We start from the raw sequence: 23615 nt of genomic DNA, 5'->3' as shown, positions 1-23615 counted from the left end.
TTGGAAATATTAAATATGAAATGTTTCAATTCATTCATCCCTTCTGAATCATTATTCTTTGCCAAATTAGGAATATTATTCATTACCCGGGGAGAATAAATGATTTGATAGGTTTTTCCAATTGAAAGGTTAAAAGCCGGTTAAAATAGGATAGAGTTTAAAAAAAATGAAATAGGAAGCATCAAAAATGCTTCCTATTAAAGGTAAGGAGTTAAAACCAGGGGAGATTTTAATACATTCCGCCACCAACATAAGAAGTACCAACAATGATTAGGAGAATGAACAATACTACAATTAACGCAAAACCTGCGCCCATTCCACTTCCGCCATAAGACATACCCTTCACCTCCTTACAACTTTAATATACTGTATGAGAATAATGTCAAATGTGAGTGGACAAATACTACAGTGCTTTGAAAATATGTAAATAACATAGGAGATATTGTTTCAGAAACAGCACATTTTTGGTCAAAATATCAATACTTTATGAAAATACCTCATTTTTCTATTGCCGAATATTCCTTTCCGGATTAAAATGATAAGGTTAAAAAGTTTCGTAGAGATATCCCAGTTGCAGGACTTTGTCGAAATACAAAAGATTTTCTTTTGGTTTTTTCTTTGTTTATTAATTGAAAAAAAAATGTAACATGTTTATAGTATTTATATGCCATAATTAATTCTGTAATTTTCTGTAATAGCAGGAAACACAGTCTGGTTTACACTAAAATTGTTCGGATGATTAGTGTAATTACCTTAGATTTGTAATAAAAGAGGTGCAAAAATGAAAAACTTGCTATTGAAATGCCAAAGTGTATTGAACAAACATCTTGGTTTTTTCTTTTTAGCCGTTATATTATTCTGGTTAAAAACCTATTTGGGGTATGTTAATGAATTTCATTTAGGAATTAGTAATTCACTGCAAAAGTTTCTATTATTTATTAATCCTATTAGTTCAGCGGTGTTCTTTTTAGGACTTGCGTTATTGGCTAAGGGAAGAAGAGCATATATTTGGATCATAATTATTAACTTCTTATTGTCGTTTTTATTGTATGCAAATATTGTCTACTACAGATTTTTTAGCGACTTCATTACAATCCCAACGCTTACTCAAACAAAAAACTTTGGAGACATGGGTGGTAGTGTACTTGCTTTATTGAAGCCGCATGATCCGATTTATTTCTTAGACACCATTATCCTTATTGTTTTGGTAGCTTTTAAGTTAGTGAAGCCTGAGCCTATCCGTTTAGGTCGCAGAAAAGTATTATCTGTTTTTGCAGTTGCTATTCTGGCTTTTTGTGTGAATTTAGGTCTTGCAGAAAAAGATCGTCCAGAATTACTTTCTAGAACATTTGACCGTAATTATTTGGTGAAATACCTGGGGACTTACAATTTTACGATATACGATGCTATTCAAAACACAAAAACGTCTGCACAAAAAGCATTTGCAGATAGCAGTGATATGACAGAAGTACGAAATTACGTGAAAGCGGAATATGCTGAACCTAATCCGAAGTTATTCGGAAAAGGAAAAGGCATGAATGTTATTTACATTCACCTAGAGTCTTTCCAAAACTTTTTAATTAACTACAAGTTAAATGGGGAAGAAGTTACTCCATTCATCAATTCTTTTACAAAAGATAAAAATACCTTTTATTTTGATAACTTCTTCCATCAGACAGGACAAGGTAAGACATCTGATGCAGAGTTTATGTTAGAAAACTCCTTGTTTGGTCTTCCGCAAGGATCTGTTCTTACAACAAAGGCATTAAATACGTTCCAAGCAATGCCTGCAATTATGGATCAAAGAGGATATACAACAGCTGTGTTCCACGGAAATTATAAAACTTTCTGGAACCGTGATGAGGCATATAAATCATTTGGTTTCGATAAATTCTTTGATGCAAGTTACTATGATATGAATGATAATGATGTATTAAATTATGGTTTAAAAGATAAGCCATTCTTTAAGGAATCAATACCATTGCTAGAAACGTTGAAACAACCATTTTATGCTAAGTTTATTACTTTATCAAATCACTTTCCATATCCTATAGCTAGTGATGAAGCAAGCATTGGTCCAGATAATACTGGTGATCCTTCGGTGGATAGATATTTCCAAACAGCTAGATATTTGGATGAGGCAGTAAAGGGATTTGTTGATTATTTGAAGCAATCAGGATTATATAATAATTCAATCATTATTATGTACGGTGACCATTATGGAATCTCAGAAAACCATAATAAAGCAATGTCACAAGTAATGGGCAAGAAAGTGGATACATTCGAAAATGCTCAGTTACAACGAGTTCCATTGATCATTCATGTGCCAGGAGTAAAAGGTGGAGTAATGCATCAATATGGTGGAGAAATTGATGTTTTACCAACATTAGAACATTTATTAGGAATTGATACAAAAGACTATATCCAATTTGGAACTGATCTATTTTCTAAGGAGCATTCACAGGTTGTTCCTTTCCGTAATGGAAGTTTTGTAACACCAACTGTTACTTCGATTAATGGAAAGTACTACGATACAAAAACAGGTGAACGAATTGAGAAAAATAATGAGATCAGAAAAGATGAACAAATGGTTCAAACAAAACTACAGTTATCAGATAAGGTAGTTTATGGAGATCTTTTACGATTCTATACACCAAAAGGATTTACGCCTGTAGATAGGTCAAAATATAATTATAATCACAAATAATGAGAAATATGGAAGCTCTATAGTAAAAGGCTGATTCCCTACTCAGGGAATCAGCCTTTTTTTATTCTTTTTCCGTATTTCGATTTTCATTCTTATTTATTTCGGGATGTAGTTCTTCAGAGGACTCCATTTGGAATCTTGTTCGTGATGGAGGATAGTAATAGGTTTGTTTTTCATGTATAAATGCTTTTAACAAATATAAGTGATAAAAATATTCAAAAGCAGCGATTGCTAACGAACCAATTAACGAACTATAGTATAGCAGAAGTGTATGATAATTGAGACTGTAGGCATTTAATCCCCAAATTACCGCAAATGCAATTCCTAAGTCAACTGCTGTTGCTACTACATTATTGGACCATGGCAATAAAACTAAATCTCCAATAATATAGGAGATAGTGCCAAGAACCACTGTTATTAATAAAACTCTGCCAAATGACATATTATAACCGAGCCCTAAGATAGCATATAAAAGAACAAGACTAGCAAGACCTTTTATACCAATGGACACTAATCGCTTCATTTTTAAGTAACCCCTTTATAGTGAATATGTGATGAAAACCTATTATTAAGTTTTACTTTTCGTTTTGACAATATACATGTTCATAATTGAAATAAATGGACAAATCAATCCAAGAACATTTTTTTACACGAAATAACCCGGCATAAGTTGCCGGGTTATAACGAGGAAAATATTTTTTTCAGGAGGTTACTGCTAGCTGCTGCCCTAGCAAGTCCATCTTACTCTAAGAAAAACAAAGAAATCATGAAAATAAGATAAAAAATACATTAGAAAATAAGGGTTATCCTTCTTGTTCTGATTTAAAAAGAATGTTATTTTGCCTGCGAGCTTCTTCGGTAATTTCTAGAACCGTATTGCTTAACCTTTTAAGTCGATCGTATTCCTGTATATCGTTTGTTTCCATTATATTTATAAAGTCATTAATTTCGTAAACCATATCATCTTCTACTTGTTCTGTAGAAAAGGTTGTAGAGGTTTTAGAACGATGATCTTTAAATTCAAGATTGGTGATACAGGAAGGCATGTCAAGCAAGATAGTTCCATCTTCTCCGTGAATTTCAGAAGGAAGATAGGAATGAGAAATTTTCGAGCATAAAATGTTACAAGTAAAATCAGTATATTGCAGAATCAAAGTGCCGTTTCCATCAATACCATTTCTTAACTTAACAGGGAAGTAATGAATTTTGTTTGGTTTTCCGAATAGGGATATCGCCATAAAAAGTGGATAAACGCCTAAATCTACGAGTGCACCTCCAGAAAATTCAAGAGAAAAAACATTTGGTACATCACCATTTAAAAAAGCATCATACCTAGATGAGTACTGCAAATAATTTAAAGAAGCACTACGCAGTTTTCCAACTTTATGTAATTCTTTCGCTAGCAAGTGAAAATTGGGAGTGTGGATGTTGCGAATTGCTTCAAATAAAAAGACATTGTTTTCTTCTGCACATCTATATGCAGCAATATACTCTTTTGTATTTGAAAAAATAGGTTTTTCACAAATAACATGTTTTTTTGCTTCTAAGCATTTGATAGCATGCTGATAATGCAGTGAATTTGGTGAAGCAATATAAATAACGTCAATTTCTTCGTTCGTAAGCATCTCATCAAGATCTGTGTAGAAATTAGCTGCTTGGTGTTTGCGTGCGAATTCCTTTGATTGTTCAAGAGAGCGAGAATAAACAGAATGTAGGTTTAATCTTCCAGATTTTTTTGCTGCCTGTATAAAAGCGGAAGTAATCCAGCTTGTCCCGATTGTTGCTAGGTTCATACCTTATACAACTCCTTCATATAAATAATGAATAAATAATAATTTATATTTTACCTGGAACTTAAAGTTTAGTCACTTGTAAAATAGATTTACCGGGCTCTGACATTCACTTTGGGAGCTTGTACATTCTTTTCCCTTAAAGGTTTTTCTGCGGAAGAGCTCTCCTCATTTTTTTCACTATTTTCCTTTTTTAAATGCTCATATATGGCTCCTTCTCCATAGGTGGCACCAATATTTAATCTCCCTTTTAATTCTTTAATCCCTAATTGACCGAAATTATTATTCAACTCCACTTTATCAACTATAAGCCTTTCGACATTTAACCGTTCGACGACGATAGGCGGTTGAAGTAGTTCCTCTTTTTTTTGTTCTTGAAGCTCTTTAACCAGATTTTCCATTTCTTGATATTTTTCTAATTTATTTTCTAAAAGGATGATTTTTTTCTTAAGTTGCTTTAAAGATGAATCATTTTTAATAAAATAGTGGAATAATTGTTTAAGTGACATGTCATCCCCACACTTTAATTTTTTATTCGATATCGATTGGCTCTGCATTTCTAATAGTCTTTTCAAAAGTAACGATTAGTAATCCATTCATATACTTGGCTTTAATTTTCGATGCATCAATTGATTCTGTCAGCTTTATGGCTCTTTCAAAGGGGCCGTATTTACTTTCTGTTGAAATGGTGTGAGCATTTGGAATAACAGGTCTTACAATTCCTTTTAGAATTACGGTGTCATTTGTAACTGCAAGGTTCAAATCTTCCTTTGCAACCCCCGGCAGTGAAGCAATGATATATAAAAACTGTTCATCCATAAGAATATCAACAAGCGGAAATGTGGTTTTGGGTGCAGCGGATTGTTCCATTGTAAAAGGTGAGGTAGGATGGTTAGGTTGGTTAGTCGTCTGTTGTTGCCCAAACGAATTAGTATAATCTTTATCGAAAATAGAATTCCAAAAATCTCCGCCGCCTTGCATTTGTTGTGCAAATTGTAACCACTGCCTTATTTTATCGACATCCACTACAAAAACACCCCCATTTCTAACAAATTCATCAATTGATTATATTAATATATGCTCCCGGAGGTATTCCAATAGAGTATCAAAGGGAAATTTCATAAATAAGTTCAAACGTTCATATACATACCTTAAAGAGGAGGGATATAATTTTGGCAGCACCTGCTATTAACATTAATATTTTTGTTTTGAAAATTAATTCCTTTGAAAATTGTTCTGCTGTAAATATTGGTCAAAACTTATTAGCGGATTGGCATAATTCGGATAAGAAAAATCAGGGGTTTGGTCAACTTATGGGGGATGATTCTCCAATTGTCGGAACTAGAAGTCTTGTCGATGACAGAGATCAAATTGATTCTGCATCGTCCTTTGAATCAGTGCCTTTTAAAATAAAGAATGACTGACAAATCGTCAGTCATCGCTTGGGTCCACTTCATCCCAGGAGAGAGTGGTAACACTTGTATAATCGCCTGCTTCAATTTCTGCTTCTGTAGCATCACGGTCAAGTTCTTCAGCATCATCCATGCCTGGGGCAATCGATGGTTCTTGACCGTTCCTTTTCTTCTGCATGTATACTAACCTCCTAACCATAATTGATGCTGATAGTTTACCCATTATCCTTCAAATAATAAGGTAAGTAAGATGGTCAAGAGGAAATGAATTAATTTACTTCTTCGATAATTGGTTCCAATCCGATTACCACATTACCTTGGATTGCTCTTGAAATCATACAGCTTTTTTCTGCCTTTTCTGTTAATTGTTTTACTTTTTCTTCTTGTTCACTCAAATCTCCCTTATTTAAAACGACATGTGGGCGATGAATGATCTTTTTGTATGTAATGATACCCTTTTCAACCTCTACAATGCCTTCGGATTCAATGGTTAGACTGCTAACACCTATTTTTCTTCTTTCCAACATTGCAGCTAGCGTAATAATATAACATGTGGCGGCTGCACCTAAAAGCATTTCGTCTGGATTCGTGCCAACACCTGGGCCATCCATTTCAGGAGGAATAGAAATCTTTGTTTTTAAATTTTTTGTTTCTAAATCTCCAACGCTATTTCTTCCTTCTGGCCAATTGATTTTTAAATGAAAATGATGTTCTTCCATGAAAATTCCTCCTTTTATCTTACAAATTATAATAAGAATTGTTTTATCGTATAAAGTATTTCAAAAGATTTATCTATTTCTAGCGCAGGGCAGCCATCGGCAAGCGGATTTCACCGTCTCCTCGTCCTTCGGGTTATCAGGTAAAATTACATTTCAAATTTCACTCATCCGTACACTAGAGCTGCGGCGCCCCTGCTTTTCTAATTATATTATAGAATAAAAACAATTCGTACATATAAGCTTCAGACTGTATTGTTTCCGAATTTTCCAATATAATAATCACATATAGGGAAACCTTCGACTAACGGTTAACCGTTTATGTCGGATAAAAGGAGAGGGATAATGTTGAATACATACGGAAACGCAAGAGAAACAATGCAATTAATAAAAGAACTTGTTTCTATTCCAAGCCCATCTGGGAATACAACCAAGGTTATTGAGTTTTGTGAAAACTTTTTAGGCGAGTATCATGTAAAAATGGCAAGAAACCGTAAAGGCGGACTACTCGTTACCATACCTGGGAAAAATGACAGGAAGCATAGAATGTTAACTGCACATGTTGATACCCTTGGTGCAATGGTAAAGGAAGTAAAAGCAAACGGACGTTTAAAACTCACGATGATTGGCGGGTTCCGTTGGAATTCTGTGGAAGGGGAATATTGTGAAATAGAAACCTCAGCAGGAGATATCTATACAGGTACCATTTTAATGCATCAACAATCTGTCCATGTTTATAAGGATGCAGGAAAAGCAGAAAGAAATGAAGAAAATATTGAAGTTCGAATTGATGAAAAAGTGAAAAATGCCGAGGAAGTACGCGCCTTAGGAATTGAAGAAGGTGATTTTGTTTCCTTTAATCCACGGGTTGAAATAACAGAGAGCGGCTATATAAAGTCAAGACATTTGGATGACAAAGCGAGTACTGCCATTTTACTAAGGTTAATCAAATATATTCAGGAAAATAATGTGGAGCTTCCATACACAACTCATTTCCTTATTTCTAATAATGAAGAGATTGGTTATGGCGGAAACTCCAATATTACTCCGGAAACGGTTGAATATCTAGCTGTTGATATGGGAGCGCTTGGTGATGGCCAAGCATCAGATGAGTATACGGTATCTATATGTGCAAAAGATTCAAGCGGTCCCTATCATTATGGTTTGAGAAAGCATTTAGTAAACTTAGCGAAAGCGAATGATATTGATTACAAGGTTGATATCTATCCTTTTTATGGCTCAGATGCTTCCGCTGCCATTAGGGCGGGTTTTGACATCGTTCATGGCTTAGTTGGCCCTGGAATTGAGTCATCACATGCATTTGAAAGAACACATGAAACTTCCATTGCTAATACGGAAAAATTATTATTTACTTATGTTCAATCTGAAATGGTTATCTAACTTTATCATTTAATAAAAAATATAGGTGTCCCAATTGGAAAATATAGGGGCACCTCTTTCATAGATAAGAAAATGATAAAATGTAACAATGAGGATAGCTATTCTATAAAAAACGTTTGCTTTCAGCTTCGCGCATTCTGCTACCAGATGGGCAAGGTGCATACTCATTTGTTATTGGGGATGAGAATATGGTTGAAATAAAGCATATTTTAGAAAAATGTCGGTTAATGCTTGAGATGAGGCAACTAGCCTTCGCCATTGAAATGACAACACTTAAGCTTTTGAACGATCAATTCGAGATGGAAAGAATGGATATTCGCAATGATTTTTTAGTTAGAGGTATATGTATGAAAGAAGTGGATGGATTAATGGAAGAGCCGTCTTACTATCAAATGAAGTTCATACCAAAGCATGCACGCTGGAATTATTTAAAAAATGAAAAGGATCAATTGGCACAATGCATTCAGAAAGCGTTAACAGATTTAACTTCTTCGTATGATAAAAAATGGGATTTGGAGAATTTTACAATTGCTAACATAATTAATATTTTAGATTTGTATCAGTTCACAGGAAGAGCTTCTTCTAAAAGAGAATTAGAAATACAACAAATGAAGACATGGATGAAAGAAAATAAAGTGAACTCTAAGCAAGCATTACTCTTCAATGCTTATTCAGAATTATTAAAATAAATATGGATGAAACTTTTACAGTATGGTAAAATATTGTTAAGTTTATTTGGATAGAAAGGAGCAGTTCCGACTTATGCCAACATCTACTTTGTAATGGACCTAATAATTGGATATGACTTTACTGGAAAACGCTGTTTTTCTCCCAGGGAGAGGTCTGTCTATTTATCCCATTACAAAGGAACGGAACAAATCTGTAGTATCGAAGTGTACAGAGGTTCTCTTTGGGAATCTCTTTTTTATTTCTGCAAAACTTCATACTAAATTTATCCAAATAAAGGTTACGTTCCTTTATCTTATTAGAGGTGAAGGAAAATGCAAGATTTTCAATTGTATTGGAATATTGTTCGTGATGAAGCAGAAGAAATACTTTATAAGCATTGCAAAAATTGCGGAAAAACTGTGGTATTTAAAGACACACTTATTCGAAGACATAATGCAAATGGGAAGAATATCTATCGTTATGCCATTTATAAGTGTGAAAAAGATCATACATGGAATCAGAAGCTTAGTGTATATAAAACTTATACAGATCATGTAAAAGTATACGATACAAAAGAAGAAAAAGATCTGCCAAAGATAGAAGAAATGAATTTGGAATGGAATAAACTTATGGATAAAGGCATATGCACGATTTCGATTACTATCCAAAATATTATTGGAAATAAGCATAGAATCGATAAGACATTGGCAGAACGAATCCCCGATTTGAGCCGTTCGCAAATAGTTCAAAGAATAAGGGATCATTCGATTTTGGTTAATCGGGAAACATGTAAGCCTAGTCAAACATTAATGAAGGACGATATCATAACCATTAAATTAAAATAATCTGTATTCTCTGCTTCCTGTAATGGTTGCAGGGAATTAATTATAAGGAGGATACACCATATGAAAGCTAGTGTTGCTGGGATCAAAATCGGATCGTTAAAAACTGGTGAAAAGAATTGCATTACGGATGTGAAAGGTGTTCGTGTTGGACATGTTACATTAAAGGAAAATGTAAATGCAGATGAGTGTATACGGACAGGTGTGACCGCGATTTTACCGCACAGTGGTAATCCATTTAAGGAAAAAGTGCCGGCAGCAAGTTATGTCATCAATGGCTTTGGGAAGACAACTGGCCTTGTCCAAATTGATGAACTGGGACTTCTTGAATCTCCAATCTTACTAACCAATACATTTTGTGTGGGGAATGTATTACAGGGATCACTTCAATACATGCTTCAAGAAAATCCGGAAATTGGGGATACTACCAGTTCCATTAATATTGTAGTTGGAGAATGTAATGATAGCTATTTAAATACAGCACGCTTAATGGCTGTAACACCCGAGCATGCAATAGAAGCAATAAAAGCAGCATCAGGAGACAAAGTGCAAGAAGGAGCAGTTGGTGCTGGAACAGGGACAATGTGTTTTGGATATAAGGGCGGAATTGGTTGTGCATCTCGAGTTGTCCCTTTTAATGAAAATGAAACATATACAGTAGGAATTCTTGTTCAAAGTAACTTTGGTAAGAAAGATGAATTTTATTTTGATATAATCAAACAGGAAGATAAAATGGAACGGCCAGACGGATCGATTATGATGATTCTTGCAACAGACGCACCAGTGTCAGATCGACAACTGAAACGATTGGCAAAAAGATGTCCAATTGGACTTGGCAGAATTGGCAGTAACATTCATCATGGAAGTGGAGATGTTGTGGTTGCTTTCTCCAATGCTGCAACAATACCGCATGATCAAAAGAACGGTAAGGAAAACGTCCATGTATTAAGAGAGGATCATCCAGTTATGAGTTTACTTTTTCAAGCAGTTGCAGAGGCAACAGAGGAGGCAATACTAAATTCATTACTGCAAGCAGAAACAACTTCGGGAAGAATGGGCAGAGTAGCAGAAAGACTGCCGGAAAATATTATTAATGTGTTAAAATAGGCATCGGTTTTAATCTAACAGCTTTTAGGAGGTTCCCCAGTTGAAAATCAGGAAGACCACAATATTAAATAAGCAGGAAGATCTTTATATATATGAAAATAAAAAGGATGATTATTTTGTGGTTGCCGTTCCAGTACTTGAATGGTCAACGTATTTTACATATGATGATCCTAAAGATGAGCTTGTATCACGCTGGTCTGAAAGTTTAAATGAAAAGGTCGGAGGAGAAGAACAAGCAATAGAGTTGGCATTAAAAATATTTGGGTGGACAAGAGAAATGTAATAACCGATAATTGGTGATATTACAAATATATATTTATAAATGAATTTTAGGAACGAAAGGAATTTACATCATGACTTTTAAAGATGAGGTTTTATCACGTAGAACCTTTGCTATTATTTCGCATCCGGATGCCGGAAAAACAACCTTAACCGAGCAATTGCTTTTATTTGGCGGTGCTATTCGTGCTGCAGGAACAGTAAAAGGGAAGAAATCAGGAAAATTCGCCACATCCGATTGGATGGAAATCGAAAAGCAAAGAGGTATTTCCGTTACATCCTCCGTTATGCAATTCGAGTACAACGGATACCGTGTAAATATTTTAGATACTCCGGGACACCAAGATTTTAGTGAAGATACTTATCGAACTTTAATGGCAGTTGATAGTGCTGTTATGATCATTGACTCTGCAAAAGGGATTGAGGATCAAACGATTAAGCTGTTTAAGGTTTGTAGAATGAGAGGCATACCAATCTTTACTTTTATCAATAAGCTTGACCGCCAAGGGAAAAATCCGCTCGAGCTTTTAGCTGAACTGGAGGAAGTATTAGGGATTGAGTCATATCCAATGAATTGGCCGATTGGAATGGGAAAAGAATTTCTTGGGATATATGATCGATATTATAATCGGATTGAGCAATTTCGTGTAGAAGATAGTGAGAGATTTATCCCACTTAATGAAGAAGGAGAAATTAGTAACGATTCATCTAAGCTGAAACAATCCGGACTATATGAACAAGCACTGGAAGAAATTTTATTATTAAATGAGGCAGGAAATGAATTTTCTCGTGAGAAAATCGCTGACGGTACTTTAACACCTGTGTTCTTCGGCAGTGCACTTACAAACTTTGGGGTGCAAACTTTTTTAGAAACATATTTGCAATTTGCACCTTCTCCACAGCCGCGCAATTCCAATGAAGGTCTTATTGAACCGATTTCTGAAGAATTTTCTGGATTTATTTTTAAAATCCAGGCAAACATGAACCCTGCGCATCGTGATAGGATCGCCTTTTTGCGCATTTGTTCCGGTGAATTTGAAAGGGGTATGAATGTTACTTTATCAAGAACCGGTAAATCTATCAAGCTTTCTCAATCCACTCAATTTTTGGCGGATGATCGAAGCACCGTCAATAATGCGGTAAGCGGAGATATTATTGGAATTTATGATACCGGTACCTATCAAATTGGCGATACCTTATCGTCAACCAAAGGAAAGCTTCAATATGAAAAATTACCGCAATTTACTCCAGAATTGTTTGTGAAGGTTTCAGCTAAAAATGTGTTAAAGCAAAAACATTTTCACAAAGGTGTTCTTCAGCTCGTCCAAGAAGGAGCAATACAATTGTATAAAACATACAGAATGGAAGATTATATTTTAGGCGCTGTCGGACAACTGCAGTTTGAAGTATTTGAACACAGAATGAGAAATGAGTATAATTCTGAAGTCATTATGGAGTCTATCGGTTCCAAAATCCCACGCTGGATTGATGAATCCCAAGTGGATGAATCTCTTTCCAGCTCACGTAGCCTTCTTGTGAAGGATCGATTTGATAAACCATTATTCTTATTTGAAAATGACTTTGCGTTAAGATGGTTTCAAGATAAACATCCGGATATAAAATTAAGCAATCCATTAGAATAGTCATATTTATATAGACAGGTGCATAGAACGCCTGTCTATTTCTTTTTTTAAGGTTCGTTTTGTGTAAATGGAGATACACAAATTTCATTTCTTCTATATCATTGCATAAATCCTGTTATAGATGGGAAAATTATGGTTGACTTCTTTAATAATGGCTCTTTTCTTAAACAATGTTGTTTTTGTATTCGAATACTTTCGTCACAACTTTAATCGGGTTAAATAACTTTAAAAGAAAAGATGCCTCTAAACCATATCTGATTAGGATTTATTATAATTGACGAAAAGCAATAATCAATACGAAAACAGCCTTAATGACAACGGAGGAAAATGGTATGAGCGTAAAAGATAATTCTTCATTTGATATTGCTGATTTTTGGATAGCCTTTTTAAATGGACCAGGTGGAAAAGTTAATAATGACTTTAATGAAATGGACGAAAATCCTAAGTTTTTTGATGATGACCAATCTAACACATACAAGGGTTAAACAATGAAAAAAGTGGAGCCACTTGAGGCTATTCTATGGAGCATTGCCTTGCCGGGCTTTGCCCAACTATTATCTGGGTCACTTGTAAAAGGAATACTGTTCATTTTATTAGAGTTTCTCATTAATGTTAAAAGCAATTTTAATGAAGGGATTATGCTCAGCTTTTTAGGGCAAACTGTTATGGCAAGTAAAATCATTAACTATCAATGGCTAATGTTCTATCCATGTTTATATATGTATGCAATGTGGGATGCGTATAAATCTGCTCAGGAGAAGGTGAAAAAATACAGTTATCTCCCTTTCGCATTTGGTGCATATTTTGTAACTGTTGGCCTCATGTATTCGCCGCAAATCAAGATCTTTAATATTTTTATCGGACCAATTTTTCTTCCTATGATTTTCTTAATCCCTGGTTTAATCATCGGGAATGGCATTCGTTTAATACTGATAAAGATATCCAAATCCTCCATTTAACTTAATTTAGATAAATACAGGTAATTATTTATTGCCAGCAGGTTAGCTGTTTAGTATAATAAAGAAAAATAATAATACTTTGACAATGTCAAAGGGGAGTAGCTTTGGGTGTGAAAACATCTAAACAAAGTCGTCATTACATGAAGAAATTCATCGGCTTTGTTGGCATGATACATATGTCTAGCAAGACCTTTGCCTATAAAGGGCAGAGGTCTTTTTTTGCGTCCTTTATAGGGTTTGTTGTTAAAAGTAAGGGAGGCAAATTCTTTTGGACATTTCATTGTTGATGGAGTATGGCTGGGTGTTACTTGTATTAGTGGGATTAGAAGGGATATTGGCAGCTGATAATGCTATTGTTATGGCGGTAATGGTTAAACATTTACCTAAAGAAAAGCAAAAGAAAGCATTATTTTATGGCTTAATCGGCGCATTCCTGTTTCGATTTCTCGCCCTATTCCTAATATCCTTCTTAGTAAATGTATGGCAAATTCAAGCAATTGGTGCTTTATATTTACTATATATTTCTGCCCATCATCTGTTAAAAAGAAAAAAAGGCTTGGATGGTGATCACAAGGAACCAAGACAAAAACAATCTTCTTTTTGGATGACAGTATTTAAGGTAGAAATTGCTGATATTGCTTTTGCTATAGACTCAATGCTCGCATCTGTTGCACTTGCAATCACATTAAAACCAGCTGGGTGGTTTAATATTGGCGGAATAGACGGTGCGCAATTTATTGTTATGCTGCTTGGAGGGATTATCGGATTAGTGATTATTCGATTTGCTGCAAATGGTTTTGTAAAATTACTGCAAAAATATCCAAGCCTAGAGACGGCAGCCTTTCTCATTGTTGGCTGGGTGGGAGTAAAGCTGACCGTTTTAACATTGGCTCATGAAAAAATAAGTATAGTAGATGAACATTTTCCGGAATCTTTTACTTGGAAACTAGTATTCTGGTCAGTTCTCATAATGATTGTTTTATCAGGGTATTTGACTGCCAGAAAACATAATACTGAAATCAGCCAGGGAATGTAAGAACAAATACAAAAGTTCAGCAGCTTTAGCATATGGATTTCTTATTCTCCGACAAGACCATCTGATACACAGTTAGGTAGTTCAGTCGATGGCTGCCTGCGCGAGACGTATACAATTTTCAGTTATCTACGGATGAAATGTTATGATCTCTAAGTAATAGAAAAATTGCTCCTACCAGAGCAGTTTTTTATTTATTTTAACACCCTCACAAATTAGTAATCTTTGTCGTACTTTTATATTGATTGAAATATTTTTGTAAATACAAAGAAAACAAGTCAATTTTCCCATCCATGTTATAATAATAGGATGGGGTGAGTTCTATGCTCAAATTGCTATGGAAAGAAAAGAATAAATCACTTGAAGAAATAGCGGTTTCTATCCAAAATGGTGACGAAGCAGCATTACGTGAATTGCTTTCGCAGTATAAGCCTTTTGTAAAGAAAACGGTTTCTACCGTTTGCAAGCACTATATTGACGATAGTGATGATGAGTTTAGTATTGGTCTAATTGCTTTTCATGAGGCAATTATGAAATATGATGAAAATAGAGGCTCATCCTTACTGGCATTTGCAGAGGTAATTATTAAGCGGAAAGTGATTGACTATATACGAAGTAATTCTAAATATAAAGAAATAAGTATGCAATTGGTTACCAATGAAAGTGAAACAAATGGTACGCTGCAATCAATAGAGGACAATTTATCCATTGAAAAATTTCATATAAAAAAAGATGATGAAAAAAGAAAAGAAGAGATTATTCGATTCGGAGAACTATTAAAGACGTTTAAGCTTTCTTTTAACGATTTAATAAAACAATCACCTAAGCATGAGGATGCAAGAATCAATGCTTTTAAGGCAGCAATAGAAATTGTGAATGACCGCGAACTTCTGGAGCAATTAATGGAAAACAAAAAGCTGCCGATGAAATTACTGGAAAAGAAAGTAGATGTAAGCCGGAAAACTTTGGAACGAAATCGTAAATATATTATTGCTGTGGTTTTAATTTTAGCGGGTGATTTTCTTTATTTGAAGGAGTATATAAAAGGCAGGTTAGAGGGATGAGAAAAGGAGTTATACTTGAAATTAAGAAAAAATATCTTGTCATGCTTACCCCGGATGGTGAGTTTGTTAAAGGAATGAAACCTCATGATCACCTTTATATAGGACAAGAAATATCCTTTGATCCATATTTAAAAAAACTTCATTTCCCCCTGGTCTTGACTCCCGCTAAAATTGGTAGTTTAGCTGTGGTAAGTATAATGATTTTATGTGCACTATTATTTAATTTTACTAATCAAAACAAGGCCTATGCCTATGTTTCAATTGATGCGAACCCTAGTGTAGAACTGGTTTTAAATAAAAATTTGCAGGTTATTGGTGCTAAAGCACTGAATGCAGATGGTCAGAAAGTGTTAGCAAAAGTGGATGTGGAAGGAAAACAGGATTTTGAGGATATTGCAAAACAGGTGTTATTGACTAGTAACTCACTTGGATTTATAGATCTCAATTCAAAAGTTGTAATTGCATCTGTTTTGAAAGATGAAAATAATAAACAGAGATTAGAGAAAAAAGTTCAAGACTTAGCTCCGGTCGCAAAAAGCGTTAATGCGGATCTTAAAGTGGTAAATGCATCAATGGATGAAAGAAAAAATGCATTAAAAAGCGGTGTATCGACAGGGAAATATGTAATGGAAAAAGAAATGAAGAAAAATATTGAAAAAGAAAATACATTAAAAAATCAAACACAACCGCCTAAACAAAATGTAGACATTCCAAAAAATAAACAAAATGAAATAATACATAAGGAAAAAGAGCCTGTCCAAAAGAATATACAATACAAGCAAATAATACCGGATAGAAACTATGGGCAACAAAAGAAGATAGAAAGAATACAAGAGAACAAAAGAAAAATGGAAGAAAAAAAAGGAACGAAAAATCACCATTGGTCCAATCATCATGATAATGGAAATCATGGCAATTATGGAAATCATAAAAATAATGGAAATCATGGGAATAATAATAGATGGCATAAAGATAACGGTAATCATTATGGTCATCAAAAGCATAAAAATAACGGTAATCATGGGGAAAAGAATCAAGAACAAAAAAGGAAAGGAAAATGAACTCATTTTCCTTTCCTTTTTTTATACACAGTTAACCGCTAGTTTCTTTTAATAGGAATATAAATATGAAATTTGGTTCCCACACCAACTTCACTTTCAACCTCGACTTTCCCCTTATGTTCTTTAATAATTTTGTAGCTTACCATTAAGCCTAATCCTGTCCCGCGTTCCTTCGTGGTATAAAATGGTTCTCCTAGCCGTTTTATCTTCTTTTCCGGGATTCCTTCGCCTTCATCTTCTATAACAATATGTATGTACTCATTTGGCTGATTATCAATCGTAATCGTAACAAAGCCGCCTTCTGGCATTACCTCAATAGCATTTTTGATAATATTAATGAAAACCTGTTTCATTTGATTTGGTTCACAAAATACATCAGGAAGCTCGTCTGCATACTTAAAGTTAAACTGAACATTATTCATTAATGCTTGTCCATTTAATAACTCTAATGTTTCCTGCATTACCTTTCTCATATCATTGTTTTTAAATTGGATTGCCTGCGGTTTTGCTAAAATTAAAAACTCTGTAATAGTTGATTCAATTCTTCTTAATTCGGACATGATCACCTTAAAATACATGGAGTGATCTTCCTTTATACTCATTTCCAATAGCTGAATGAATCCTTTTAATGCTGTCATTGGATTTCGTATTTCATGAGCAATACCTGCGGCCAATTCTCCGACTACACTAAGGGTATCTGACTTTTGCAATTGCTCCTGCAATCCTATTTTTTCGGTTACGTTTCTAATCACTGTTAAGCTTAAATCGGAGGCAAGATTCCATTTGGAGTTTATTTCGAAATACTTACTGCCATTTTCCGATGAGATGGTTAGTGTTGAATCTGAAGTACCGAGTTGCTCTAATTCTTTTATATGTGCTTCAATATCATCCTTAAATCGATCATCAATAATTTCCCAAATACCTTTTCCAATAATGTCATCTCTATTAGCTTTTAAAATTTGTGCGGCAAGAGGGTTTATATCGACAATTTCGTATTGACGATTCCACAATACCATCCCATCAAACGAGCCTTCAAAGACATTACGAAATCTCTCTTCACTTTCCCGTAATTCCTTTTCCATTTTGTATCGTTCACTGGCATTTCGAAAGATAGTCATATTAGAGCCGTCTACAAAATGCTTTTTTGAGGTGAATTCCAGTTGTTTCAATTGACCATTTGGCATGAGAAATAACAGCTCATCTCTTATTTCTCCTTTTTTATAAAATTTACTTAGAAGTGAGTAAAAATGTTCGTTCTTCTCTAATACAAAATCCCATAAATTACTTTGTAAGAATTCTTCTGAACTGCATTCAAATATTCGTAAAGCCGATTGATTTGCCATCAGCACATTTCCATCATTATCCCAAAAGACAATCCCGTCAATGGCTTCTTCGAATAGGCTTCTGTAAAGCTCATCGCTTTGCTTAAAATTGAAGTTTTTTTGTTTGGCAAATTTTAGACGGTCTTCTGTTTTCTCATCACTAATCTCCATTCACGCTCTCTCCTATATAATCTTATATGTATAATATGGACAAGGACCTAACCCTTCGTGTCCTATTTGGAATAGTTTTCTATATCCATTATTTTCGGTGTTTTCCCCGAAATTCCTGCGTAATTAACAATTTTTTTATCACCTGTCATACATTGAGGTTTTTTATTTTCTTAGGTAAAATGGTAAAGATGTTCAATTCCTTAAAAAAGATGAGGTAATAATATAAAATGAATATTATTGTTAGTACACTGAATGCTAAATATATTCATACTAATTTAGCGATTCGGTATTTAAAAGCATATGCAGCTCCTGAATTCAATGTCAAAATAGCGGAATATACTATTAAAGATCCAATTATGAATATTGTGTCGGATTTATTTTCTAAAAAACCGGATGTATTAGGATTTAGTTGTTATATCTGGAATATCGAGGAAACGATAAAAGTCATACAAGTAATGAAAAAAATTATGCCTGAGTTAATTATTGTTCTAGGGGGTCCTGAAGTAACATATGATTTTACCTATTGGCTAAAACGTTTGCCAGAAGTTGATTATATTGTAGTTGGGGAAGGGGAAGAGACCTTTAAACAGCTCCTTATACAGCTTGAAGGGCCTGCGGATATCGAAAGTGTACAGGGCATTTCTTATATGAAGGATGGTAAGGTCGTCATTAATCCATCCCGTTCCAAAATCGACTTAAAACAACTTCCGACTCCATTTCGTTTTGAAGAGGATTTGCCGCATCTTTCGAAAAGGGTTGTATATGTTGAAACAAGTCGTGGCTGCCCTTTTAATTGTCAATTTTGTTTATCCTCTATCGAGCTTGGTGTACGTTATTTTAATCGTGAAAGAATTAAAGAGGATATTCGTTTCTTAATGGACCATGGTGCAAAAACCATAAAATTTGTTGACAGGACTTTTAATATTAGCCGCAGCTACGCAATGGAGATGTTTCAATTTTTAATTGATGAGCATAGACCTGGAACGGTTTTTCAATTTGAAATCACCGGTGATATTATGAGACCTGAGGTCATTAACTTTTTGAATGAAAATGCCCCAAGAGGATTATTCCGATTCGAAATTGGTGTTCAATCGACAAATGATCTTACGAATGAACTTGTTAAAAGAAGACAGAATTTCGAAAAACTATCTAGAACTGTAACAATGGTGAAGGAAGGCAAAAAGATTGATCAGCATCTTGACCTTATTGCCGGCTTACCAGAAGAGGATTATCATTCCTTTCGAAAGACATTTAACGATGTATTTGCCTTACGCCCTGAAGAATTACAACTTGGATTTTTAAAAATGTTGAGAGGGACGGGAGTTAGAATAAGAGCAAAGGAACATGACTATGTCTACATGGATCATGCACCTTATGAAATTCTGAAGAATAATGTTCTATCATTTGAAGATGTTGTAAAAATAAAACAAGTCGAAGATGTCTTAGAAAAATATTGGAATGATCATCGAATGGACGAAACCATTGAATATCTAGTAACACAGTTATTCGAAACCCCTTTTGACTTTTTCCAGGAGTTTGGTACGTATTGGGACGAGCAAGGCTGGAGTCGGATAGGTCACCAATTAGAGGATTTATTTAAACGCTTGAGCCAATTTTTGAGCAGTATTCATTCATCCCAATTAGAAATAGTAGAAGGGCTAATGAAATATGATTATTTAAAACAACATCGCTATAAACCACGAAAATCATGGTGGAATCAAAACATTAGCAAAGAAGAAAGTAAACAGGTATATGAATATGTAAAAAATCATCCTGAACAATTAGGGAAATCATTTCAGGAACTTTCACTTTCCGAAAAGGACTTAATAAAGCATACAATTGTAGAAAAAGTTCCATTTGATAGTGCTGAGTTTTTACAAACAAAAGTTTTAAAAGAGCACCCATCTTATATGTTGATTTACTTCGACCCAATTTCAGGCAAGTCAACTATTTTTCCAGTAAGGAAACAATAATGCCAATTACTTGGCACTATTGTTTCTTTTTTCGTTGTCCTTCTTATTATCATTGCTTTTGGCAGCTTGACTAAGCTCAAAAAATTTTGAAGCATTAATATCGCCAAATTCTGAACCGAGTTCTTCGCTAGTTGTTATTTGTTCTTTCTTTTTAGCCATTGTTTTTTCCTTTTCTTCCTTGTTTGGAATTACGATTAGCATGTTTTGCCGTTTCTTCCCCACTCGAATATTCAGTAGCAAATTCTGATTCGGCAAGATTCTTTATTGGAGTTTTATTATTTTTTAATGCAGCGCCACGCTCTGCTTTTCTTTTTACCATAAACTGCATCCCCTTTAGTTGAAAAATTTAATAAATGTACATTGATATGATATCCGAAAGAAAATAATTTAGTCGGGTTTTATAAAATACGCGGTTCAACATTTTACCACTTATGATTCTGCTTTTTTATTTCATACTAATACTACAAAGCAACAAACCATCTTTTTATATGAAAGGGAGAAAAAACAATGGCAAGAAGCAGCAATAAACTATTAGTTCCAGGAGTGGAACAATATTTAGATTCAATAAAATATGAAATTGCACAGGAATTTGGTGTAAATCTTGGCTCAGATACTGTATCAAGAGCAAATGGCTCTGTTGGCGGAGAAATTACAAAACGGTTAGTTAAGCAAGCACAATCAGAGCTTTCCGGACAAAATAAGTAATGGGGATAAAATGGGGTTCCCTATAAGTCCCTAAAATAAAGGAAGTGAGAAAAATCAATTTGTTTTCTTCACTTCCTTTTGTTTTTTTAGGGATTATTACTGAAATAGTTGAAGGGTTCCTTTTACTTCAAGTATAAAGAAATAGCAATTTTGTAACTTATAAGGAGATATATTTATCACACATATTTTCCCGGATCTGTTCTACATAATCAGGATATAATATCCCTTTTTCGGTAATAATTGCAGTAATTAAATGGTTCGGTGTAACATCAAATGCCGGGTTATACACATTTGTGTTTTCAGGTGCAATGGTTGTATTCACTATTTGAAGCACTTCCATAGGACTTCTTTCTTCTATTGTAATTTCATCACCTGTGTTAATGGTTAAATCAAAGCTTGTCGAAGGAGCAGCAACATAAAATGGGATGTTAAGGGCTTTTGCTATTAATGCTAACCCAAAAGTGCCGATTTTATTAGCTGTATCACCGTTTGCAGCTATTCGATCTGCTCCAACAATGACTGCCTTAATTCCCTTTGTTTTCATTGTATGAGCAGCCATATTATCGGTAATTAAGGTAGTTTCTACACCTGATTGCTGAAGTTCCCAAGCGGTTAATCGTGCTCCTTGTAAAACAGGTCGGGTTTCACAAACGTATACATGAAATTGTTTTCCTTTTTCCCTAGCAAGATGAAAAGGAGCAAGCGCTGTTCCATATTTTGCAGTAGCGATAGAGCCTGCATTGCAGATGGTCATCACGGAGTCTCCGGGATGCAGCAATGTTAAGGCGTTCTCACCAATTTGCCTGCACATTTCCTCATCTTCCGCTTGAATTTGAAACGCCTCATGAAGAAGAGTAGTTTTTGCTTCGTTAATGGAACGAACATTTTCCAATGATTTTTCTAAACGATTAAGCGCCCAAAATAAATTTACAGCGGTCGGTCTTGAACTGGCCAAGTAGCTTTTTTCTGTGTTTACTTTCAACTTAAATTGTTCAAGTGTTTCAAAGTCATACTTTTGCGCAGACATTGCAAGTCCATATGCTGCCGCAATTCCGATTGCAGGCGCTCCCCGAACCTTTAGTGTAACGATCGCATCATATACATCCTCAATTGTAGTCAAATTAATATAATCTGTATGATGGGGAAGATTTTGCTGATTTAAAAGTTTAATATGATCTTCCTTCCATTCTACAGATATCGGAATCCGTATTGTTTGAACCATTCTAATACTCCTTTTTGCCTATTATTCATTGATGTTTTGTTTTATAAAAGAAATATAGTCTTCCATACCATTAATTTTATGGCGATAAAGAATACAAGCCCTGCCTAGCTTTAAAGCTGTCTTTTTCGCAGCAATTCTCACCTTTATATCCGTTATTCCATCTAAATCCTTTACATGTGAAAGACCAATGGTACGGCGGATTAATTCACAGCCCGCAAAGCCGATAGAGTCCGTAAAGATTTTTCCAAGGATATACGGCAAATAGCTTTCAATCTCCGCAAATGGTTCAAGGCAATCTTTTTGCCATGAATCGGTGAAAATCGTTTGAAAGATATCCCAAGTTTTTTCTAAATGATTTAGAATTACTTGTCTTTGTTCACCAGTTCTTACGATTACTTGAAAAATTAGATTCGCAAAAAATTGGCCAACGTCGAAACCAAACGGGCCATAGAAGGCAAACTCGGGATCAATGACCTTTGTTTCGGTTATACTGGCAAAAATGCTGCCTGTATGTAAATCTCCATGCAGAAGGGCTTCGGTTTCAGTAAGAAATTGCTTCTTTAATTTGGCAACCTCGAATTTTAAGGATGCATCTTTCCATATCTCACGCACGGTATCCTTTAGTTCCTCTTCAAAATCATTTGTATCAACATCAAAAAATGGATCTGTAAAGACTAAGTCCTCCGTAATTTTGCATAGTTCTGGGTTGGAAAATTGTTTCACCAAATCCTTCTTCTTGAAAGGGTGAAGAGCATAATCGGATGTATAAAACAATGTCTTTGCTAAATATTCTCCAACATGTGAAGAAAGCAGCGGATAGTTTTGACCATCGATTAAGCCAGTACGGGCAATAGTTAAATGAGATAGATCCTCCATAACGGTAATCGCCAAGGTTTTGTCAGTATGATAAACCTTTGGTACAAGATGCGAAACAAACTCACCGTGAGTTTTTAAGGCATTAGCCTCGATTTCAGAGCGATGGATGGTTAACGGCCAGCTTTCTCCAACCACTTTAGCATAAGGAAGAGCTTGTTTTATAATAATTCCTTTTTGCTTTTCATTATCGACAATATGGAAAACTAAGTTTAAATTGCCATCGCCTATTTCTTTACATACAAGGTTTTCTTTATTGGTAAACAGTTGTAAGTTGATTGCTAAATTAATCGCTGATTCCACTGTTAATGGTTTGTACGTGTTTTCTGTCAATACTGCCATGATAACTCCTCCTTCAATAACACATTAAATGCAAATATAGATAGTGTTTTCTTGTTGCTCAGGGATTTATAAAATTGAACCTTGTGGATAACTTTTTGAAAAGTTGTCTACGTCTAGCTTCAAGTGAAATTGGCACTTCAAATTTCACCAGCGCCTATCGGCTAGTGGATTTCTCCGTCTCCTCCCTACGATAAGTCAACATCAGTTGAAAATGGAAGTGCTATTTTCACTTGTTCGTGAACTACCTCATTGTGTTTCCTTTATCTCGAGGTGAGCGACTACGAAATCCATACGCCGATGGGCAAGGCGCTTACGCATTTGTTC

General features: G+C 34.8%; 27 protein-coding genes and 1 riboswitch. Of the genes, 15 read left to right on the top strand and 12 right to left on the bottom strand.

The annotated features are described in order from the left end of the window. Positions 1–229: 229 nt before the first annotated feature. Positions 230–316: a YjcZ family sporulation protein gene (locus tag AN964_RS25655; RefSeq protein WP_161809286.1), complete on the bottom strand. Its 87-nt coding sequence runs from the start codon at positions 314–316 to the stop codon at positions 230–232. A gap of 465 nt (positions 317–781) precedes the next feature. Between AN964_RS25655 and ltaS the strand changes: the two genes are divergently transcribed. Next, positions 782–2707 (top strand): lipoteichoic acid synthase, encoded by a 1926-nt coding sequence (gene ltaS / locus AN964_RS16020; protein WP_055740652.1) that lies wholly within the window; start codon positions 782–784, stop codon positions 2705–2707. A 61-nt stretch (positions 2708–2768) separates the two neighbouring features. On the opposite strand, the gene AN964_RS16015 is transcribed toward ltaS, so the two are convergent. The 4 genes from AN964_RS16015 to AN964_RS16000 all read right to left on the bottom strand — a co-directional run bounded on the left by AN964_RS16015 (position 2769) and on the right by AN964_RS16000 (position 5523). After that, positions 2769–3230 (bottom strand): YndM family protein, encoded by a 462-nt coding sequence (locus AN964_RS16015; protein ID WP_055740651.1) that lies wholly within the window; start codon positions 3228–3230, stop codon positions 2769–2771. 280 nt (positions 3231–3510) lie between these two features. After that, entirely contained in the window at positions 3511–4500 is a 990-nt protein-coding gene (locus AN964_RS16010) for a Gfo/Idh/MocA family protein (RefSeq protein WP_055740650.1), read from the bottom strand. A gap of 89 nt (positions 4501–4589) precedes the next feature. Beyond that, positions 4590–5006: a hypothetical protein gene (locus AN964_RS16005; protein WP_055740649.1), complete on the bottom strand. Its 417-nt coding sequence runs from the start codon at positions 5004–5006 to the stop codon at positions 4590–4592. Between the two features lie 22 nt (positions 5007–5028). Further along, on the bottom strand, positions 5029–5523 hold the full coding sequence (locus AN964_RS16000; protein WP_055740648.1) for an Hsp20/alpha crystallin family protein: 495 nt from the start codon (positions 5521–5523) through the stop codon (positions 5029–5031). Between the two features lie 140 nt (positions 5524–5663). On the opposite strand from AN964_RS16000, the gene AN964_RS15995 reads away from it, so the two are divergent. Continuing rightward, positions 5664–5921 carry a hypothetical protein gene (locus AN964_RS15995; protein WP_055740647.1) on the top strand — a complete coding sequence of 86 codons (258 nt, stop codon included), beginning with the start codon at positions 5664–5666 and terminating at the stop codon, positions 5919–5921. Between the two features lie 7 nt (positions 5922–5928). Here AN964_RS15995 and AN964_RS26740 read toward each other — a convergent pair whose 3' ends face one another. Both AN964_RS26740 and AN964_RS15990 read right to left on the bottom strand, forming a co-directional pair. Beyond that, positions 5929–6087 carry a hypothetical protein gene (locus AN964_RS26740; RefSeq protein ID WP_163258593.1) on the bottom strand — a complete coding sequence of 53 codons (159 nt, stop codon included), beginning with the start codon at positions 6085–6087 and terminating at the stop codon, positions 5929–5931. A gap of 91 nt (positions 6088–6178) precedes the next feature. Further along, the gene (locus AN964_RS15990; RefSeq protein ID WP_055740646.1) at positions 6179–6628 is read right to left on the bottom strand and encodes an OsmC family protein; all 450 of its coding nucleotides are present in this window, start codon (positions 6626–6628) and stop codon (positions 6179–6181) included. 342 nt (positions 6629–6970) lie between these two features. Between AN964_RS15990 and AN964_RS15985 the strand changes: the two genes are divergently transcribed. The 11 genes from AN964_RS15985 to AN964_RS15935 all read left to right on the top strand — a co-directional run bounded on the left by AN964_RS15985 (position 6971) and on the right by AN964_RS15935 (position 16683). Continuing rightward, positions 6971–8026: a M42 family metallopeptidase gene (locus AN964_RS15985; RefSeq protein ID WP_055740645.1), complete on the top strand. Its 1056-nt coding sequence runs from the start codon at positions 6971–6973 to the stop codon at positions 8024–8026. A 188-nt stretch (positions 8027–8214) separates the two neighbouring features. Continuing rightward, complete coding sequence (locus AN964_RS15980) at positions 8215–8715, top strand: type I restriction-modification system subunit M N-terminal domain-containing protein (RefSeq protein ID WP_055740644.1); 501 nt, start codon at positions 8215–8217, stop codon at positions 8713–8715. Between the two features lie 312 nt (positions 8716–9027). Next, on the top strand, positions 9028–9540 hold the full coding sequence (locus AN964_RS15975; protein ID WP_055740643.1) for a hypothetical protein: 513 nt from the start codon (positions 9028–9030) through the stop codon (positions 9538–9540). 60 nt (positions 9541–9600) lie between these two features. Next, the gene (locus tag AN964_RS15970; protein ID WP_055740642.1) at positions 9601–10644 is read left to right on the top strand and encodes a DmpA family aminopeptidase; all 1044 of its coding nucleotides are present in this window, start codon (positions 9601–9603) and stop codon (positions 10642–10644) included. Positions 10645–10684: 40 nt separating this feature from the next. Next, complete coding sequence (locus tag AN964_RS15965) at positions 10685–10927, top strand: YueH family protein (protein WP_055740641.1); 243 nt, start codon at positions 10685–10687, stop codon at positions 10925–10927. Between the two features lie 70 nt (positions 10928–10997). Continuing rightward, positions 10998–12566 carry a peptide chain release factor 3 gene (locus tag AN964_RS15960; RefSeq protein WP_055740640.1) on the top strand — a complete coding sequence of 523 codons (1569 nt, stop codon included), beginning with the start codon at positions 10998–11000 and terminating at the stop codon, positions 12564–12566. A gap of 332 nt (positions 12567–12898) precedes the next feature. Continuing rightward, a complete protein-coding gene (locus tag AN964_RS26440) occupies positions 12899–13051 on the top strand; it encodes a hypothetical protein (protein WP_161809261.1) in 153 nt (50 codons plus the stop codon). A gap of 3 nt (positions 13052–13054) precedes the next feature. Continuing rightward, positions 13055–13525: a hypothetical protein gene (locus AN964_RS15955; RefSeq protein WP_055740639.1), complete on the top strand. Its 471-nt coding sequence runs from the start codon at positions 13055–13057 to the stop codon at positions 13523–13525. 81 nt (positions 13526–13606) lie between these two features. Beyond that, positions 13607–13770, top strand: a riboswitch (yybP-ykoY riboswitch). A gap of 23 nt (positions 13771–13793) precedes the next feature. Further along, entirely contained in the window at positions 13794–14561 is a 768-nt protein-coding gene (locus AN964_RS15945; RefSeq protein ID WP_055740637.1) for a TerC family protein, read from the top strand. 320 nt (positions 14562–14881) lie between these two features. Continuing rightward, positions 14882–15622 carry an RNA polymerase sigma-I factor gene (gene sigI, locus AN964_RS15940; RefSeq protein ID WP_055740636.1) on the top strand — a complete coding sequence of 247 codons (741 nt, stop codon included), beginning with the start codon at positions 14882–14884 and terminating at the stop codon, positions 15620–15622. Next, positions 15619–16683: an anti-sigma factor domain-containing protein gene (locus AN964_RS15935; RefSeq protein ID WP_055740635.1), complete on the top strand. Its 1065-nt coding sequence runs from the start codon at positions 15619–15621 to the stop codon at positions 16681–16683. Before sigI ends, AN964_RS15935 begins: the two co-directional genes overlap by 4 nt. Positions 16684–16721: 38 nt before the next feature. Here AN964_RS15935 and AN964_RS15930 read toward each other — a convergent pair whose 3' ends face one another. Continuing rightward, on the bottom strand, positions 16722–18176 hold the full coding sequence (locus AN964_RS15930; protein ID WP_055740634.1) for a PAS domain-containing sensor histidine kinase: 1455 nt from the start codon (positions 18174–18176) through the stop codon (positions 16722–16724). Between the two features lie 227 nt (positions 18177–18403). On the opposite strand from AN964_RS15930, the gene AN964_RS15925 reads away from it, so the two are divergent. Next, a complete protein-coding gene (locus AN964_RS15925; protein ID WP_055740633.1) occupies positions 18404–20149 on the top strand; it encodes a B12-binding domain-containing radical SAM protein in 1746 nt (581 codons plus the stop codon). A 6-nt stretch (positions 20150–20155) separates the two neighbouring features. Here the strand turns inward: AN964_RS15925 and ykzE are convergent, their stop codons facing one another. Together ykzE and ykzP are read right to left on the bottom strand one after the other, a co-directional pair. Then, positions 20156–20308 carry a protein YkzE gene (gene ykzE, locus AN964_RS26735; RefSeq protein WP_163258591.1) on the bottom strand — a complete coding sequence of 51 codons (153 nt, stop codon included), beginning with the start codon at positions 20306–20308 and terminating at the stop codon, positions 20156–20158. Then, positions 20301–20468: a protein YkzP gene (ykzP, locus tag AN964_RS26730; protein ID WP_055740632.1), complete on the bottom strand. Its 168-nt coding sequence runs from the start codon at positions 20466–20468 to the stop codon at positions 20301–20303. The genes ykzE and ykzP overlap by 8 nt, the downstream gene beginning before the upstream one ends. A 188-nt stretch (positions 20469–20656) precedes the next feature. Between ykzP and AN964_RS15915 the strand changes: the two genes are divergently transcribed. Further along, a complete protein-coding gene (locus AN964_RS15915; RefSeq protein ID WP_055740631.1) occupies positions 20657–20854 on the top strand; it encodes an alpha/beta-type small acid-soluble spore protein in 198 nt (65 codons plus the stop codon). A gap of 157 nt (positions 20855–21011) precedes the next feature. On the opposite strand, the gene mtnA is transcribed toward AN964_RS15915, so the two are convergent. Further along, positions 21012–22076: an S-methyl-5-thioribose-1-phosphate isomerase gene (gene mtnA / locus AN964_RS15910; RefSeq protein WP_055740630.1), complete on the bottom strand. Its 1065-nt coding sequence runs from the start codon at positions 22074–22076 to the stop codon at positions 21012–21014. Between the two features lie 21 nt (positions 22077–22097). Further along, positions 22098–23291, bottom strand: a complete 1194-nt coding sequence (gene mtnK / locus AN964_RS15905; RefSeq protein WP_055740629.1) for an S-methyl-5-thioribose kinase — start codon at positions 23289–23291, stop codon at positions 22098–22100. Between the last annotated feature and the right edge of the window lie 324 nt (positions 23292–23615).

The sequence above is a fragment of the Heyndrickxia shackletonii genome, assembly GCF_001420715.1.
GTDB lineage: Bacteria > Bacillota > Bacilli > Bacillales > Bacillaceae_C > Margalitia > Margalitia shackletonii.
Note: the sequence above shows the minus strand (reverse complement) of the source record. Positions and strands in the feature narration are given on the sequence as shown.

What these genes read in the sequence shown, in the direction of transcription:
- AN964_RS15990 (WP_055740646.1), bottom strand. Translation starts at nt 6,628, where the DNA reads ATGGAAGAACATCATTTTCATTTAAAAATCAATTGGCCAGAAGGAAGA.
- ykzP (WP_055740632.1), bottom strand. Translation starts at nt 20,468, where the DNA reads ATGGTAAAAAGAAAAGCAGAGCGTGGCGCTGCATTAAAAAATAATAAA.
- AN964_RS15985 (WP_055740645.1), top strand. Translation starts at nt 6,971, where the DNA reads ATGTTGAATACATACGGAAACGCAAGAGAAACAATGCAATTAATAAAA.
- AN964_RS15980 (WP_055740644.1), top strand. Translation starts at nt 8,215, where the DNA reads ATGGTTGAAATAAAGCATATTTTAGAAAAATGTCGGTTAATGCTTGAG.
- AN964_RS15955 (WP_055740639.1), top strand. Translation starts at nt 13,055, where the DNA reads ATGAAAAAAGTGGAGCCACTTGAGGCTATTCTATGGAGCATTGCCTTG.
- AN964_RS26740 (WP_163258593.1), bottom strand. Translation starts at nt 6,087, where the DNA reads ATGCAGAAGAAAAGGAACGGTCAAGAACCATCGATTGCCCCAGGCATG.
- mtnK (WP_055740629.1), bottom strand. Translation starts at nt 23,291, where the DNA reads ATGGCAGTATTGACAGAAAACACGTACAAACCATTAACAGTGGAATCA.
- AN964_RS15935 (WP_055740635.1), top strand. Translation starts at nt 15,619, where the DNA reads ATGAGAAAAGGAGTTATACTTGAAATTAAGAAAAAATATCTTGTCATG.
- sigI (WP_055740636.1), top strand. Translation starts at nt 14,882, where the DNA reads ATGCTCAAATTGCTATGGAAAGAAAAGAATAAATCACTTGAAGAAATA.
- AN964_RS15930 (WP_055740634.1), bottom strand. Translation starts at nt 18,176, where the DNA reads ATGGAGATTAGTGATGAGAAAACAGAAGACCGTCTAAAATTTGCCAAA.
- AN964_RS16015 (WP_055740651.1), bottom strand. Translation starts at nt 3,230, where the DNA reads ATGAAGCGATTAGTGTCCATTGGTATAAAAGGTCTTGCTAGTCTTGTT.
- mtnA (WP_055740630.1), bottom strand. Translation starts at nt 22,076, where the DNA reads ATGGTTCAAACAATACGGATTCCGATATCTGTAGAATGGAAGGAAGAT.
- AN964_RS15975 (WP_055740643.1), top strand. Translation starts at nt 9,028, where the DNA reads ATGCAAGATTTTCAATTGTATTGGAATATTGTTCGTGATGAAGCAGAA.
- ykzE (WP_163258591.1), bottom strand. Translation starts at nt 20,308, where the DNA reads ATGGCTAAAAAGAAAGAACAAATAACAACTAGCGAAGAACTCGGTTCA.
- AN964_RS15915 (WP_055740631.1), top strand. Translation starts at nt 20,657, where the DNA reads ATGGCAAGAAGCAGCAATAAACTATTAGTTCCAGGAGTGGAACAATAT.
- AN964_RS15925 (WP_055740633.1), top strand. Translation starts at nt 18,404, where the DNA reads ATGAATATTATTGTTAGTACACTGAATGCTAAATATATTCATACTAAT.
- AN964_RS16005 (WP_055740649.1), bottom strand. Translation starts at nt 5,006, where the DNA reads ATGTCACTTAAACAATTATTCCACTATTTTATTAAAAATGATTCATCT.
- AN964_RS26440 (WP_161809261.1), top strand. Translation starts at nt 12,899, where the DNA reads ATGAGCGTAAAAGATAATTCTTCATTTGATATTGCTGATTTTTGGATA.
- ltaS (WP_055740652.1), top strand. Translation starts at nt 782, where the DNA reads ATGAAAAACTTGCTATTGAAATGCCAAAGTGTATTGAACAAACATCTT.
- AN964_RS25655 (WP_161809286.1), bottom strand. Translation starts at nt 316, where the DNA reads ATGGGCGCAGGTTTTGCGTTAATTGTAGTATTGTTCATTCTCCTAATC.
- AN964_RS15970 (WP_055740642.1), top strand. Translation starts at nt 9,601, where the DNA reads ATGAAAGCTAGTGTTGCTGGGATCAAAATCGGATCGTTAAAAACTGGT.
- AN964_RS15960 (WP_055740640.1), top strand. Translation starts at nt 10,998, where the DNA reads ATGACTTTTAAAGATGAGGTTTTATCACGTAGAACCTTTGCTATTATT.
- AN964_RS16010 (WP_055740650.1), bottom strand. Translation starts at nt 4,500, where the DNA reads ATGAACCTAGCAACAATCGGGACAAGCTGGATTACTTCCGCTTTTATA.